Source organism: Mammaliicoccus stepanovicii, from assembly GCF_002902525.1.
In the GTDB taxonomy this organism is placed as follows: domain Bacteria; phylum Bacillota; class Bacilli; order Staphylococcales; family Staphylococcaceae; genus Mammaliicoccus; species Mammaliicoccus stepanovicii.
Genome location: NZ_PPQZ01000001.1, coordinates 1 through 16,693, shown reverse-complemented (window position 1 = coordinate 16,693; position 16,693 = coordinate 1). Strand labels below are relative to the sequence as shown.

Below are 16,693 nucleotides of genomic sequence, written 5' to 3'. Positions count from 1 at the left end.
AGTTATTTCTATTTAAAGGCTGTCTCAAGTGAATTGGATATTATAACCTATATCAGTAATGAAAATACATTTTATAAATATGATAGTAATACCCAGACAACTATTAAAATTGATACAAATGAAGTTATTAAGATACTTTCTAAATACAAAAATATAGAATCAACTCATTTAGATGATGTATTTAAGCCTTCAAATTATTTAATATCACCGTTTAATGATACTGAAAAATTTCTTGAACAAAAATATATTCTTACCCAACACCAACAAAATATAGTTAATAATCTAATAAAACTTAGTGATGATTACATAGTTGAAGGTAAAGCAGGTACAGGAAAATCTTTAGTTCTATATGATGCAGCTCATAAACTTATTAAACTTGAAAAAAATACCTTAATTATTCACTGTGCCTATTTAAACGGTGGACATCGTCGATTAAATAAAGAGGATGGATGGAATATTAGATGTATTAAAGATGGTATAGAAGATCAAGAATACCAAGACCTAGATGTCATATTATTAGATGAGGTCCAAAGATTATATCCGTCTCAATTAAAAAGTATTATAAATAATGCTAAACAAAATAATACTAAACTAATATTTTGTCTGGATCCTAGGCAATACCTGAGTCAAAGAGAAGAAAATTATAACAACATCAAAAATATAAAAGATATTAGTAAGAGGATTAAGCATGAAGTATTAACTGATAAGATAAGATCAAATAAGGAAATTGCTTATTTTATTAAAGAACTATTCGATAATAACAAGAAAAACAATATAGAATATAGAAATATTGAAATTGATTATATAAGTAAACAAAGCAATTATGAAGAATACTTGGATTACCTTGAGAATAATTCATGGACTTATTTACCGTTAACTACTTCTCGTTTTGACTCTGCATCATTTAATAAATATTCATTATTAAATCAGGAAATCAACTCTCATAGAGTTATTGGACAGGAGTTTGATAATGTTGCGATTATTCTAGATGGTAGTTTTGAAATAAAAAATAAATCTCTGCATTATATAGGTGGGAAATATCACTATGATCCTGTCCAAATGGTATTTCAAAATATGACTAGAACAAGAAAGAAGCTCAAATTCATTATTATAGATAATATAGATTTATATAACAACCTGATGAAAATAGTGACAAAAGAATATTCGTAAAAATTGATTAGATGCTTAACCTATTATTACCCTGGAAATCTCTCAAGCAAGGTTTCGCTGTTTTGGATATTCAATTATAAAAAATCTAACAGGAGAGAAAAATAAATTTCTCTCCTGTTAGATTTTTTATAGAACTAAGTTTAACCATATAGATTTTGATATACCCCTTTTAGAATTAATTATAAATATTTTAATTTACACTTTTAATAGTTTAATTTCAATTGATGACAAAACGTCAAGTAAATAAATTAATTTTATACAATCTATCTTTTTTATAAATTCAATATCCATTATTCCATGCATCAATCTATTTCTATTTATATAGTCTGGATCTTCTATATCATTGTGGATGCTATAGTAGCATTTAATCAACTTAACAGTGTATTGGGTTATAACTTGATTGATTTCCTTTTCATTACCTAGAATATGTTTGTTTACAACCATATTTATACTTTTATATCTTGGCTCCCTTTCTTCCTGATATGCTTTGTAAATAGTTAAATAATCAATGATAGCTAAAGTTAACATGGCAACTTCGGTATAACGCTTATTTTCGAAATTTTCTATAATACGTTGAACATACTCCTTCTTAGGAAGATAAAACTCATTTTCAATAAGGTTATTTTTAATATCATCATAATGTTTTTTAAATACTATATAGATATCTTCATCAGTGATTGCTTTTTTATCAAGGTAAATATCATAGTAATCAGAAAAATATTCTAATCTCATACTCAATTTGAATTGTTCGCAGTATTCAATAAAGGTCCCTAATTGTTCTTCTAATAAGCTAATTGTTTCCTTTTGCTTATTTAAATCTATACCCGAAGTAACCCTGTTAATAAGATTTATTTGTACGTTTAAACTATCATTAATTAACTTATTTACATCTCTTATAGTATCAGCAATAACATTATTTACTTTTGTTGATTGCTGCATATTAGTTAAAGTAGGAAATAAATTAGGATTTGGAAGTATTGGTTTAATATTAACTATGTCTAGTTTAGGTAGAGATATTCTATTAATGATATTAGAATACCTTTCTATTACTCTTTTTTGTTGATATATACTTTCTATATAAGTATTAGGAAGTTTAAAACTATTTAATGTATTTTTCTTTTCACGTTTTTTATATAGTATTTTATCAAACTTAATCAATACAAATTTCGCCATTATATTCCCACCCTTTCAAATCATTAAACTCGATATTCTGTTCCTCAGCAAATGCCGTACGGGATTTTGTCCATAACTCTCTATAAATATCAAAGCGATTCATTTCCATGTTTCACACTCCCAATTCATTATAATATTACAATAAATGTAGCATGTGAGCATAAAAGGGTCAAAACTACTCTTCCATCAATTCTTTTTATCTATTCCGCATTTTTCTATAACAGTATTTTTTCTATTTAATTTTTCGTCTAATTTCTCAGTTACTTCTGAAAGAGTCATATCTTGCCTTTTACTAGGCTCAAGTATATTAAACGTATATCTACGCAACCATTTTTTATGTTTACATACATCATCATATGTTGGATTGCTCTTTTTATTTAATTTATACAATTTAAGTGCATGTTTCGCAACTTTTATATATGTAAAACCAACATATAAAAGTAACAATCCAACGGGCACATAAAATGCAATGGAAATGGATAATTTATTAATAGATATAAATGATACTAATATTATAAATAGAAAAATATTGAATGAATACTCAAATACCAACCTTGTGTTCTATACTTTTTAAAAATACTTTGGGACAACTCATTATAATAATTACAGATAATATAAAATCTTGTATCCTCATAGTTATATTGATGTTGAACAAAACCAATTACATCTTCGAATTTTTTTGACTTAAAGCTATGACTTAAATTGTCGTCTTTGGACTTCATATAAAAAATATCCTTACTTTCATTATACTTTTCAAAAAACCATTTATTCTTCTGTTCATCTTCTATAAAAAAAGAACCTCTGACTGATAAAATATTTTCATAAAATAAAACCAACATTAATAAATAATCCAAGTTTAATATTATTAATATTGGTAAATTCTTGATCAACGTATCATTTCCTAATTCAATCCAAAGTATAACTATTGGAATAAACGAAAATGCTAACATTCCAACTATTAATCTTAAATAATATACTCTTTGACCCGTTATATATAGTTTTTCAAACAATGTATCCTCAACCTTTTTAGGCACAATTACAGTGAACATCCCAGTAATTAGTCCACCAATTAAAGGAATTATCCATTTAAGAACTTCAATATTCTTCGATACATAAGATATTATCCCATTAATATGTTCCATCAGTTAGTCCCCTTTCCTTTGAATGAGATTTGAATAATATGTAGTACACTATTCTTATTAAATTCCTTGTACTTCTTCAGTCCTATTTTTGTAGTTACTTTTTGAGATGATAAGTTATCTATAGTCATGTATGTATATATTTGCTCAAGTCCTAAAATATCAAATGCATATTCTAAACAGGCATTTGTCACTTCAGTCTCATATCCTTATTAAAGTGTTTCTTTATAATATAAAACTCAATCTCAGGTAGCACATCTCCATCAATATTTTGCATATTTATGTCACTTGAAATAAATATATTTTATTGTAGACCAATTCAATAATCTATCGTCTAAGTAAACTATTAAATATTCCTTGCCTAAGAATGGGTCATAAAACTCATACTTTAACTTCACCATTTTCTATAAGATTTACTAATTTAACTACTGCAGGTGCCATTAAATGCTTATCTTCAAATGAAATCATTTTTATATCAGTAATTTCATTACTTTTTATTAATTTATAGTTACTGATATCTGAATAATAGCATTGCAATACAACAGAATTCTGGTTATCTGGATAAGCAACATCTTCTACATTACAAATAAACTTAAAGCTTTCTTTTGATAATTCTATATTTAATTCTTCTTTAAGTTCTCTAATTAATGTATCTAGATCATTTTCATTCGTTTCAATTTTTCCACCTGGCAGATAATATTTTTGATTATCACGTACTTTGACTTATAGAATGTGTTTACTTTTTACAAATAATAAATTTGCACATTTATATATTTTCAATTAAGTCCCTCACTTTCATTTTCTCACTACTTAAATGCTTTTTATAAACTGCATACAGTTTGATATGTCCAAATCGATTTACAAGAATGCTAATTAAAACGCATCACTTATGATAACTTTCTGCTTATCAGTTTATGATGCGGTTTTTTGTATAGCTAGATAAAACGATATATTACTACTATAAATACTTTACGTCTAATATCAACTAGTATCATAAAAGCTTATAATATATACAAAAAACTCTATCAAGTTGTGGAGCTTGATAGAGTTTTTTATTTGTTGCTTTTGTAATTTCAATTACTACCCCATTCCATAAGATACTCATATTCTTGAGTATCTTCTTCAAACTCCTTAGATCTTATTTCAAAATGGTGTTTGGTATAAAAACGGGTAGCTCCTTCATTTTTCTCATATACATGTAAATTAAGTACACTATAATCGGTTTTTAATCTTTCTAGTATTAACCTTCCTATTCCTTTATTACGATAATTATCTGTAATAAAAATACCTGCAATATATTGCTCATATAAGCCAGCAAATCCAACGATTTGATTATCAGCATAATACACGTAAATTGTTGAATCTGGAAGCATATTTTTTACTTTATCTAAGTTATTAATCCAATAATCACGTTTTATAAAGTCATGTGCATCTAAATTAGAATTAAGCCATATATTTGAAATCTTTTCTATTGACTCAAAATCTATATTATCTAATTTTTTTACCATTACATACCTCTCCTTAATTCCAAATTTTTATCCGCTGCCAACTAATGCTTACTTTGATATTTGGAAAATTTCTTTTATCTAATAATTCTATTCAGCATTTTCAAATAGGTATTAATGTAAACTGCACGTCAATAAACAACATAGCTTTCTTAATGATTACTGGCTCACCACCATCTATAACTCGATGGATCATGGAAATCAACATCGCTTTCTTTCATTTCATTTAATAAATATTTTACTATTTGTTCATGGTTTCTGTCTCCTAATGCTTTCTCAACTTTTCTGGAGTCTTTCAACCAAGTAAGTGTCTCTTTATACCACATCATCTCTTCAATTGTGACATTCTTTAACTTATAGTCATTAATATACTCGGTTAACGCTTTTATTTCTTTATGTAACTTGTACTCACTGATTAGTGTTTTAATATTATTAAACTCTGATTCTCTACTTTTTCTTAATTGTTCAGCTTCTTTGCGTTTGCGTTCCTCTTCGTTCTGTTTTTCAATGTATTCAAGCTCTGCATCATTCAATAACTGTGGTAATTCAAATATTCTCTCAAAAATTTTCTTAATCAATATGTTATGGTCATCTGTACCAGGATATTCTCGATTAATACCGTAGACGTTATTACTCCAAGGATAGACTCCAACGAGTTCCGCCTTGAAATAACCAGTGTTGAGATAATCATAAGAAGAATAACGATCATCATCTCTTTTGACTCTTTTCTTCTTTTCTTTAAACCTTAATTTTATATGGAATACATTCAACTTTAGGTACATCAAGTCACTTTTCTTCACTTGTTTGTCTCTACGAGGTATATGAATACAAATATATTCTTCATCAACACTAACCTTAAAATTTAAACATTCGATTGCTTTAAATAAAGTATCACAAAGCCTATAAAAGTCTGATAATGCTTCTTTTGATATATGAGATGCATTCAAAACTTTCTGTGGCTCTGAGCGATAATAACCCCAAGGCTTCATTTCCGATTCCCTTTGCCTTCTTCTTTCAGATAAAAGATAGTTTTTATGTTTAGTGACGATTTTATGATGAACCTTAACCTTATCTGGTATCTTCAAGTCTGTATATACAGTGTAAATTTCTTCTTTTTTATCATCGTTAAAATATGACCATTTATTTGTTATTTTAGCTTTTTCGCTCAGTTTTTCATCAATTTTAATTGAATAATCTTCACCTTCTACAGGTTCTAGCCGACCAATAATACCTCTTCTGTAATCATACAAATACTTAGAATTGGGTAAGGGAATCTTATGGATCTCAATAATCTTCTTCAAATCATTAAACTCTATATTATGTTCCTCAGCAAATGCGGTACGGGATTTAGTCCATAACTCTCTATAAATATCAAAGCGATTCATTTCCATGTTTCACACTCCTAACACATTGTATTATTACAAAAAATGTAGCATGTGATTGTATAAAAAGTCGAATTTTCACTTCCCTCAATTTTCATAACATATTCTACAGTTATTACACTATTTCCTCTTCACTAGTTATATTTTAGTACTAGAAATTTAGTCTATTTCTCATTGCAGTAATAAATACATCAGTCGCTTTTTTACTAATATTAGTTTCTGGAACCTTGCTTCAAATTCGTTATACTCTCTAGGATACAAATAAAATTTTACAGACAAGTCCACTTCTATCAATGCTCGTATATAATTCATTGTCTCATCTCTAAACGAATCTAATGACCCTGCTGTAGTATAAGTAGCTGATAAGTTACTAAAATCTGTTTCATGCATCGGTAAAGCATATTTCGAGGTTTGTCCCTCTATCTTTTTTAAATACATTGACCGTATCTCAATAAAAAGAGGATATTGCTGTGTCATTATTATATCAATTAAATTTACAGTTAAGTTTCTAATTTTATTTTTGGCTGGCTATTTCCTCTTTTTTAATTACTAAAAAGAACTTACTATATTCAATAGTTTCTAACTTTTCGATGAACTCTTCTAAGTTATCCATATTTAAAAGTGATAGTAGTTGATTAATTGTTTTCTCTCTTTTGAAACTTTTTAAATATTTGAAACGATTTTTATACTTCTCTATTTTTGAATATATCTGTGAATCTACAATTTTCCAATTGTTAAATTGACTCTTAGATTTTTCTTTATTAAATAAAGTAATAAAGTTAAGAAAGACGTCTGCTTCAAGAATTTCTACTATTTTAAAATCTATATCTCTTAGTATTCTTTCTTCCACTTCAAAATAATGAGTATTATAATCTAATATTCTTCTTTCATATATTTCATTTTGAATAAATGATGGGTTACATAAATTATTTATTATAGTATAGTCAGTTTCTCTATCTTCAACAGTATAATCGTATTTTATCAAGTCTTCTATAAACTCTATATTCTCTATATTTATAGCATAAGCAATTGTGTAAACAAAAGAAAGACGAATAAAAATTCTTGTCGCATCGTTACTATTTCTATCATTTAAATCTAAAGTATTTAATAACTCTTCTGATATTTTTGCTATCTCTTTCGCTTTATCAACTTTTCTAACAACTTCATCCCAATACTTTAACAACATAGTAATTCTACTGAAATCACGTCTTATCTGTATGTCTTGATATTTTTTATAATCCTTATCTAGTTCTGTTAATTCTTTTTTTAACTCTTCTATAAATTCATCAAGTAGCTTGTTATTAATTATATTTACTTTTTTTATTTTTTTAATTGAACTCATGCTATTCTTTTCTAAAAAATCAGGTATAGGCTGTAATTTAGGTTTTGGTTCTACCGGAACGCCATATATAGTTCTCGCTATTTCCTCTGCGACTTGATAATCATTAGCATCATCAGTCATATCAAAACTATTATTTCCTAACATGTAATTTGGTAATATGGGATCTCCCATATCATCTTTTTCAGTAAAGGCATATAATATTCTGTATTCTCCACTGTTTAAATTTTTTACATAATTATTACTTAAAATAATTGATTCTTTACCAACCCCAGCTTCACGATTATTAGCTTTATCTACATAATATTTATCTCCAATTATTAATGTTACATCGCTTTGGGTTACCGAATCTTCCATTTTCTTGTTTAAGTCTGACCCTTTTTCAAAATCCCAAATATCTAAAATTACATCTACACCATTATTGATTAATTCAGTTGCTATCTCCTTCACTCTATTTTTGTGATCATCATTAGTATGAGCATATGAAATAAATAATGTCTTTCTTTCTTGATTATTAGTCATTTTTAATCTCCATTCTCTATGAATTGATTAACCGGTTATATTAGTTAATTATCTATTTGAACCTTTTATCTATTATAAATTTCTTCTTTCTGTACCTTAATTATATCTCTTCTAAAAATTCTTTGACTTTTAATTAATGATTTAGAGGAAGTAATGAAGAATTAATCTTTACTTTCTTTAAATTTGATACATTATTATTAATTAATCTGATTTACACTCTTCATCTACTTACTCCTATTTTTTAGTTTTACTTATGATAACTTTCCCCTTATTAGTGATATTGCTAAAAATACCAAAATAAATTAAATTTATTTTGGTATCAATTTTCTAATATAATTTTTTTAGTGTTAAATCACCTGTAGTTTTTACTCCGGTCCAATACTTTCCAGCCAATTCGGTTTCCTCAACAATTAATCTTGTTGTTCCACGATTAATAGGATTATTCTCTTCGTATTCAGCTTTCGGGTTTGTTATATAAGTATAATACAAAATATTTTTACCATTTTCATTAATAATCTCTGCGGTAATACTATTACTAGTAATTTCATCACTTTTTAATTCAATATTTACAGTTAAAAAAGTTTGCTTTATTTTCACATCTACTTTTTTAACTCCACCTTTTCCATGAGTATATCTGATAATTGCTTCATAAACTCCTGATATATCGAGCTGCTTATTAAATATACGAAACAATTTCCATTTCCACATAAACCTTTCAAATCCTATAGTAAGAAATGTTGATATTGTTATAGTGTAACTTATGATATCTATCCAGTCTATCTGCCATATAATACATGATATTAGAATTAATAATAATCCAATAATTACTGTAAAGCTCCCATTTACTTTAATCAAATGATTTATTTTGTCATTCATATTTTTTCTCACCACTATATTCAAAATAATTCTTTACATCTAGAATAAAATTTTTATAAACATTATTTTTTTCTTGAGAATCGCATAAATATAGAATGTCATTAGGTTCTTTAAATTCACTTAATTTATCAATATTGACTATTAAAAATGTAATTAATGCATTAAATGTATCTCCTAAAGTTCGACCGCTGCTATATTTGTAATCCGGTATGTTCCAAAACAAACCTTCAACTCCAAATGAAGAAGTTTGTTTCGCGTTTCCATTTTTACTATCTATTAATTGATATCTTATTTCCTTTATTATTCTAACCATCTTTTTATATTTATAATTTGTATTGTTATTTTTTATAACACTATTATTTATATGCTGTTCCGGATAATTTATAATTCGTTCACCTTTATCTGAATAAATTGTGATTCCTCCAATGAAATTATTTGGATCATCCATATAATCATTACTATAATCTCTATATCTAAAACAAGGTACACAATCTGTTTCTTTACGGTAAGTATTGCCATTGATTCTAATTGCTTTATTACCTCTTCTTACCTCACTTCTTCCAAATCTTTCAATCAAAGCTTCTTCTACTTCATCTTTAAAATGATACGGAGGCTTATTACTAGAAACAAATTTATAATTTTCTCTAGTTTTACCTTCCCTATATTTATCAAAAAACTCACTTTCTTTTACCACTGCAATATCAACGTCACTATTTTGTCTTACATTGGTATTTGTTGCATACGAACCTTTCACAAATATACTTAGTTCATAATCTTTCGATGGATTAGTCATTTTAATTTGATATGATAGCGTATCTTCATTGTTTCTATGTATACCCTTTTTTGTTTCATACCCTAATGATTCCAGAGATTCTTGGATAATTCTTATTGCATTTTCACACTTTTCTTTTTCAGATTCTGACAATGGTTTAGAATATAATTTTAATTGTTCTTCAGTAAATAACAAATTTGCTCCCCCATTCGTACTCAGTTTAACTACATAATAATCTATACTTTTATAATTAGCTACTTAATATTACTTAAATAATATAACAAACAATATTTTTCACAAAGAAAATCACAAGAAAAGTCACATAAAGACTTAATATTTGCTATATTTGTATAAAGGATAATATAGAGGTGGAATATAAATGGCGACAATCGGATTTGAAGAAAAGTTATGGCAAGCGGCAGATAAATTACGTGGGAGTATGGATGCAGCAGAATACAAGAATGTAGCATTAGGAATTATATTTTTGAAATATGTATCAGATTCATTTGAAGAGAAATATGAAGAATTGAAAAATGATGAATTAGCTGATGAAGAAGATAAAGACGAATATCTAGCAGAAAATGTTTTCTGGGTTCCTAAAGAAGCACGTTGGCAATATATTAACGATAATTCTAAAAAACCAGAAATTGGTCAAATTATTGATAAAGCAATGATAGCAATTGAAAAAGAAAATGAATCATTAAAAGGTGTTTTACCTAAAGATTATTCTAGACCAGCATTAGACAAAGGAAAATTAGGCGATATTATTGACCTATTTACATTCAAAGTTGGAGACTCTGAAAGTAAAAAGCAAGATGTCTTAGGTCGTGTGTATGAATATTTTATCGCGAAGTTTGCGAGCGCTGAGGGTAAAAATGCTGGGGAATTCTATACACCTGCATCAATTGTTAAATTACTTGTTGAAATGGTTGAACCCTATGAAGGTAGAATTTATGACCCTTGCTGTGGTTCAGGCGGTATGTTTGTACAAAGTGAGCGTTTTGTAGAACGTCACCAAGGTCGTTTAGACAACATTGCTGTTTATGGTCAAGAATCAAATCCAACAACTTGGAAATTAGCAAAAATGAACTTGGCTATTAGAGGTATTGATAGTGACTTGGGAGAACATCATGCAGATACGTTCCATAATGATTTACATAAAGATCTAAAAGCAGATTTTATCCTCGCTAACCCACCTTTCAATGCGAGTGATTGGGGACAAGAAAAATTATTAGATGACTATCGTTGGAAATTTGGTATCCCACCAAAAGGAAATGCCAACTATGCATGGATAGAACATATGATTTCTAAGCTAGCACCAAGTGGTACAGCAGGATTTGTTTTAGCAAATGGATCAATGTCTACGAGTGGTAAAGATGAATTAGAAATTCGCAAAAATTTAATCGAACAAGATATAGTGGAATGTATAGTAACCTTACCTGGACAATTATTCTACTCAACACAAATTCCAGTTTGTTTATGGTTTATTTCAAAAGATAAAGATAAAAATGGCAAAAATGAACGTAGAGGAGAAGTTCTCTTTATAGATGCTAGAAATGTTGGAAGCATGGTGTCTAGAACATTAAAAGAATTCTCAGATGATGAAATAAAAGATATAGCAAGTGTCTATCATTCATGGCGTGGTACAAATGATAACCAATATGAAGATAAAGCAGGCTTTTGTAAAGTTGCCAAAACTGAAGAAATAAAAGATAACGAATATATCTTAACACCTGGTCGTTACGTCGGTTTAGCAGATGTTGAAGAGGACTCAGAACCATTTGAACAAAAAATGGATCGAATTACAGCAGATTTAAGCGAACAATTTGCGAAATCAAAAGAACTCGAGGACCAAATCCGAAAATCATTGGAGGGATTAGGTTATGGAGTATAATGTACAATTAAAAAATTTATCTAGTTATATTTATAGAGGTAAACAACCTAAATACGTGACTGAAGGTATACCTGTTATAAACCAAAAAGCTATTCAATGGGACACTTTTGATAAATCAGTATTAAAATACCATGATGAAAATAAAAAAATAGATAAAAGACATTTTATAAAAAAAAATGATGTTTTAATAAATTCAACAGGTACTGGAACAGTGGGCAGAGTTTATCATATTAACTATGAACCTGATTTAATGTTTGCAGATTCTCATATAACTATTGTAAGGACTAACGAAGATTTACTAATAAGTAGATTTTTATATTATCAAATGAGAACAACTCAATTTCAAGCGATGATTTTAAATGAATTTTTAGCTGGATCTACTGGTCAAGTTGAGTTTAACAAATCTATGATTGAAAAATTACCTATAAATGTTCCTTCAATTTCTTATCAATATAAAGTTGTAAATATCTTAAGTAAATTAGATGAAAAAATAGAAACTAATAAACAAATCATAGCAAACCTTGAAGAACTTTCTCAAACATTATTCAAACGTTGGTTTGTTGATTTTGAATTCCCAGATAAAAATGGAAATCCATACAAATCAAGTGGTGGAGAGATGGTTGATAGTGAAATAGGGAAGATACCAAAAGGATGGGAATGTGTATATTTAAAAGATATAGTACATCACAAAAAAGATACATTTAACCCTAAAAAAAGTAATGAATTAGAGGTAAAACATTTTAGTTTACCATCTTTTGATAGTGGGCAGTACCCTAGTATTGATAATGTAACTGATATTAAAAGTAACAAGTGGATAATAGATGAGAATTGTATTTTGTTTTCTAAGATGAACCCCACAACAAGAAGGATATGGGTAACTTCATATAACGAAAATTTTCTAAACGTTGCTTCATCAGAATTTGTAGTTCTTAAAAGTGATAATAGTTATAGAAATGCTTTTATTTATAACATATGTATTTCTGATAAATTTAATGAATATTTGGTTTCAAATACTACTGGTTCAACTAATAGTAGGCAGAGAGTTAAGCCAGATATAGCAATCCAATACAGGTTTGCATATAATGAAGAAGTTTCATATTTATTAAGTGAAAAAATTGAACCGTATATTGAAAAAATTAAAATAATTAGAGAACAAAACCAAAATTTAACCCAACTACGTGACACATTATTACCAAAATTAATGTCAGGTGAAATTGAGATACCTGATGACATCGAGGTGAATGAAGATGAGCTTTCAATTTAGTGAAGATGATTTAGAACAGGTTGCACTGAAGTGGTTTGAGGGTCTTGGCTATTCTGTTAAGAATGGTCGAGATAGTAGTGACAATGGGATTATGAATGAACGGGAGAGCGACAAAGATGTTGTGCTTGATGATCGTTTGGAAGCGGCTTTGAGACGTATTAATCCTGAACTAAATAATAGTGCAATTGAACAGGCTATTCGTGAAATTTCTATTGAGAAGTCTCCTAGTTTATTAGAGAATAACCGCTCTTTCCACGAAATGATTACAAATGGTATTGAGGTTGAACACTATAATGATGACGGTGAGACGATTAATGATTTGGTGTATGTATTCGACTTTGATAACCCAGGAAATAATGATTTCTTAGCTGTTAATCAATTAACTGTTGTGAATGGAGATTATAAAAAAAGACCTGATATTGTGTTATTCATAAATGGATTACCAGTAGTGGTTATTGAACTGAAAAATTCTACAAATGAATCTGTTGGTATTGAAGACGGGTATCATCAGTTAGAAACTTATAAAATGAGAATTCCACAATTATTTAATCATAATGCAGTATTAGTGACGAGTGATGGTGTTAATACGAAAGCTGGTTCTTTAACTGCTGATTATGACCGCTTTATGGCTTGGCGTACTAAAGATGGTAAAACTGAAGATTCATCAACATTTCGTAGTTTAGATATATTGATTCACGGTATGTTAAATAAGGAAGTACTATTAGATTTAATACGTCATTTTGTTTTGTTCCAAGATGACGGTAAAGGTCATATAGTTAAAATATTAGCTGCTTATCATCAATATTATGCAGTGAATAAAGCTGTTAATCGTGCTATGGAAGCAACATCTGAACATGGAGATGGTAAGGGTGGCGTTATTTGGCACACACAAGGTTCTGGTAAGAGTGTGACAATGGTCTTCTTCTCTGGAAAGTTAATTCAAAAATTAAATAATCCTACATTAGTTGTCGTAACAGACCGTAATGACTTAGATAACCAATTGTATGGTACTTTTGTAAAGTCTAAAGGTCGTTCAGGTAAAGGATTACTAAGACAAACACCTAAACAAGCTGAATCACGAAAAGAATTGAAAGAACTATTATCTGTAGAATCTGGTGGTATTGTATTTACAACGATGCAGAAATTCGAACCAGAAGAAGGCAAAGTTACTATGGATGCCCTAACAGAACGCAGAAATGTCATTGTAATGGCTGACGAAGCACACCGTACACAATATGGTTTCAAAGCAACTTACGATGAAAAAGGTGAAGGTATTAAATATGGCTATGCGAAATATTTAAGAGATGCTTTGCCTAATGCTTCGTTCGTTGGTTTTACTGGAACACCTGTATCTTCAACAGATAAGAATACACAAATGGTATTTGGTAATTATATTGATGTGTATGATATGACGCAAGCTGTTGAAGATGGTAGTACTGTTAAGATTTATTATGAGAGTCGAATCATACCATTAAATTTACCAACAGATTTAGATATTGATGCAGCTTATGATGATATTACTTCTGGACAGGAAGACGATGTCAAAACACGATTAAAATCTAAATGGTCTCGAATAGAAGCATTATCAGGATCAGAACAGCGTATTCATGCTTTAGCAACTGACATAATTAGTCACTTTGAAACAAGACAAAAAGCGATGAAAGGTAAAGGCATGATTGTCACAATGAGTCGCCGTATAGCGGTTGATTTATATGATGAAATTGTAAGATTAAAACCCGAATGGCATTCAGATGATGATAACCAAGGTGTTATCAAAGTTGTGATGACAGGTTCATCAAGTGATCCTAAGAACTTCCAGAGACACATTGGTCCTAAAAAGCGAAGAAATTTATTAGAAAACCGAATGAAAGATGTTGAAGATGAATTACAACTCGTTATTGTAAGAGATATGTGGTTAACCGGATTTGATGTCCCTTCTATGCATACGATGTATATTGATAAACCTATGCAAGGGCATAATCTAATGCAAGCAATTGCACGTGTAAACAGAGTGTTTAAAGATAAACCAGGTGGTTTAATCGTAGACTATGTAGGTATTGCAGAAAGTCTAAAAGAAGCCTTAAAAGAGTATACAGACTCTGATAAAGAACAAACAGGTGTTGATACAGATAAAGCATTAGAATTAATGTTAATGAAGTACGATATTATACAAGATATGTTATACAATCATGATTATTCTAACTTTGAATCAGATAAACAATCTGATCGCTATAATGTCATATCAAGTACGATGGATTATGTTATTGGTTTAGGTGAAGAAGAAAGACAAAGATTTGTAAAAACAGTTACAGAATTAGGTAAAGCATTCGCATTATGTGCAACTGAAGAAACTGCTCAAGAATTAAATAGTGAAATTGCATTCTTAAAAGCGGTAAAATCAGGCATAGTAAAATTACTTGCTCCACCAAGTGAAGATGGGGAGCATAAAAAGTCTCCTGCAGAAGTTGAAGCGGAAATTAATCAATTGATTTCAAAATCAGTCGTAACTGAAGAAGTTATAGATATATATCAAACACTTGGATTAGATAACCCAGACATATCTATACTCTCTGATGATTTCTTAAAAGATGTAGAAGGCTTACAACAAAAAAATGTAGCAGTAGAATTATTAAATAAACTACTTAAAGGACAAGTAAAGTCATTAATGAAATCAAACGCAACCGTTTCTAAACAATTCTCTGAGATGTTAAGCAAATCAATTCAAAAATACAATAATCGTTCTATCGAAGCCTCAAAAGTAATTGAAGAATTAATTCAAATGGCAAAAGAAATAAATCAAGAACAACAACGAGGAAAAGATTTAGGCTTGAGTACTGAAGAAATAGCGTTTTATGATGCCTTAGCTTCTCACGAAACTGCTAAAGAAGCAATGGGTGATAAAGAATTAAGAGCTATTGCACACGAGCTAACTAAGCTAATTAAAGATAATATGACAGTTGATTGGGTAGTACGAGAAAGTTCTAAGGCAAGAATGAGAGTACAAGTTAGAAGACTATTAAAAAAATATGGTTATCCACCTGATCTTCAAAAAATGGCAGTAGAACAAGTAGTAGAACAAGCAGAGTTAATGGCAGGGAATTTATGAGTATAGTTGAAACAATAATAAAAAAGTTCTTGTTGGGATGTTTAATCCCATTTATTATAATCAAAAAATTACTATCTTTCTTTCTATTTTTTTTATTATCAATCACTATTTACCCATTTAAACAATTTATGATTAACATTAGGGATACCATTTTAGGTAAAAATAAGTTTTTATTCAAAAATGCACATGATAAATATTATAAAGTTCCTTTAATAACGTATTTTTCATCATTCACTATCATAGGATTCTTAGTAGGATTAATTACTAGTATACATCTTGACTATATAAGTAACACTCATCAAATAGATTTATTTGTAAGTATAATTTCATACTTATCTAGCTCATTTGTTTATTTATTATCATTTTATTTTGGTATGTATAGAAGGTTTAAGATAGATACAAATAATATCGAAAGTAAAGGTATATTTTTAGAAAATTTGAGTATTCATAGGCAATTTTTAAACTTATCCTTTATTCCCATTACTTTCGTAATAACACTTATTGGAATTATTAGCTCTTTAAAAATACCTATAAAAATAAGTATTTATGAT

The 16,693-nt window shown here is 28.6% G+C and carries 15 protein-coding genes and 1 pseudogene; 5 read left to right on the top strand and 11 right to left on the bottom strand.

Annotated features, from left to right (window positions below):
* A partial coding sequence (locus tag CD111_RS00080; protein WP_142380927.1) for a DNA/RNA helicase domain-containing protein occupies nucleotides 1-1,170 on the top strand: 1,170 nt, incomplete at its 5' end.
* 195 nt (nucleotides 1,171-1,365) lie between these two features.
* Here the strand turns inward: CD111_RS00080 and CD111_RS00075 are convergent.
* The 11 genes and pseudogenes from CD111_RS00075 to CD111_RS00025 all read right to left on the bottom strand — a co-directional run bounded on the left by CD111_RS00075 (nucleotide 1,366) and on the right by CD111_RS00025 (nucleotide 10,073).
* Complete coding sequence (locus CD111_RS00075; protein ID WP_095085236.1) at nucleotides 1,366-2,343, bottom strand: hypothetical protein; 978 nt, start codon at nucleotides 2,341-2,343, stop codon at nucleotides 1,366-1,368.
* Nucleotides 2,321-2,452 carry a hypothetical protein gene (locus CD111_RS12825; RefSeq protein WP_268234635.1) on the bottom strand — a complete coding sequence of 44 codons (132 nt, stop codon included), beginning with the start codon at nucleotides 2,450-2,452 and terminating at the stop codon, nucleotides 2,321-2,323. Before CD111_RS12825 ends, CD111_RS00075 begins: the two co-directional genes overlap by 23 nt.
* Before the next feature lie 77 nt (nucleotides 2,453-2,529).
* Complete coding sequence (locus tag CD111_RS00070; protein WP_095085235.1) at nucleotides 2,530-2,790, bottom strand: hypothetical protein; 261 nt, start codon at nucleotides 2,788-2,790, stop codon at nucleotides 2,530-2,532.
* A gap of 65 nt (nucleotides 2,791-2,855) precedes the next feature.
* The gene (locus tag CD111_RS00065) at nucleotides 2,856-3,485 is read right to left on the bottom strand and encodes a hypothetical protein (RefSeq protein WP_095085234.1); all 630 of its coding nucleotides are present in this window, start codon (nucleotides 3,483-3,485) and stop codon (nucleotides 2,856-2,858) included.
* Nucleotides 3,485-3,679 (bottom strand): annotated as a pseudogene (locus CD111_RS12895) (GNAT family N-acetyltransferase); the annotation flags it as partial. The pseudogene CD111_RS12895 and the gene CD111_RS00065, both read right to left, overlap by 1 nt.
* A gap of 184 nt (nucleotides 3,680-3,863) precedes the next feature.
* The gene (locus CD111_RS00055; RefSeq protein ID WP_095085232.1) at nucleotides 3,864-4,175 is read right to left on the bottom strand and encodes an NUDIX domain-containing protein; all 312 of its coding nucleotides are present in this window, start codon (nucleotides 4,173-4,175) and stop codon (nucleotides 3,864-3,866) included.
* Nucleotides 4,176-4,555: 380 nt separating this feature from the next.
* Entirely contained in the window at nucleotides 4,556-4,990 is a 435-nt protein-coding gene (locus CD111_RS00050) for a GNAT family N-acetyltransferase (RefSeq protein ID WP_095085231.1), read from the bottom strand.
* 164 nt (nucleotides 4,991-5,154) lie between these two features.
* On the bottom strand, nucleotides 5,155-6,378 hold the full coding sequence (locus CD111_RS00045; protein WP_095085230.1) for a hypothetical protein: 1,224 nt from the start codon (nucleotides 6,376-6,378) through the stop codon (nucleotides 5,155-5,157).
* Between the two features lie 505 nt (nucleotides 6,379-6,883).
* Nucleotides 6,884-8,230 (bottom strand): toll/interleukin-1 receptor domain-containing protein, encoded by a 1,347-nt coding sequence (locus CD111_RS00035; RefSeq protein ID WP_095085227.1) that lies wholly within the window; start codon nucleotides 8,228-8,230, stop codon nucleotides 6,884-6,886.
* A 327-nt stretch (nucleotides 8,231-8,557) separates the two neighbouring features.
* Nucleotides 8,558-9,106 (bottom strand): Cap15 family cyclic dinucleotide receptor domain-containing protein, encoded by a 549-nt coding sequence (locus CD111_RS00030; RefSeq protein WP_095085226.1) that lies wholly within the window; start codon nucleotides 9,104-9,106, stop codon nucleotides 8,558-8,560.
* The gene (locus tag CD111_RS00025) at nucleotides 9,099-10,073 is read right to left on the bottom strand and encodes a nucleotidyltransferase domain-containing protein (protein ID WP_095085224.1); all 975 of its coding nucleotides are present in this window, start codon (nucleotides 10,071-10,073) and stop codon (nucleotides 9,099-9,101) included. The genes CD111_RS00030 and CD111_RS00025 overlap by 8 nt, the downstream gene beginning before the upstream one ends.
* A 184-nt stretch (nucleotides 10,074-10,257) precedes the next feature.
* Here CD111_RS00025 and CD111_RS00020 point away from each other — a divergent pair, with 184 nt between their 5' ends.
* The 4 genes from CD111_RS00020 to CD111_RS12670 form a co-directional block, all read left to right on the top strand.
* On the top strand, nucleotides 10,258-11,772 hold the full coding sequence (locus tag CD111_RS00020) for a class I SAM-dependent DNA methyltransferase (protein ID WP_095085223.1): 1,515 nt from the start codon (nucleotides 10,258-10,260) through the stop codon (nucleotides 11,770-11,772).
* Nucleotides 11,762-13,036, top strand: coding sequence for a restriction endonuclease subunit S (locus CD111_RS00015; RefSeq protein WP_095085222.1), 1,275 nt, complete (start codon nucleotides 11,762-11,764; stop codon nucleotides 13,034-13,036). The genes CD111_RS00020 and CD111_RS00015 overlap by 11 nt, the downstream gene beginning before the upstream one ends.
* Nucleotides 13,020-16,142, top strand: coding sequence for a type I restriction endonuclease subunit R (locus tag CD111_RS00010; RefSeq protein ID WP_095085220.1), 3,123 nt, complete (start codon nucleotides 13,020-13,022; stop codon nucleotides 16,140-16,142). Before CD111_RS00015 ends, CD111_RS00010 begins: the two co-directional genes overlap by 17 nt.
* The coding region (locus CD111_RS12670; protein WP_206124211.1) for a hypothetical protein at nucleotides 16,139-16,693 on the top strand (555 nt) is incomplete at its 3' end. The genes CD111_RS00010 and CD111_RS12670, both read left to right, overlap by 4 nt.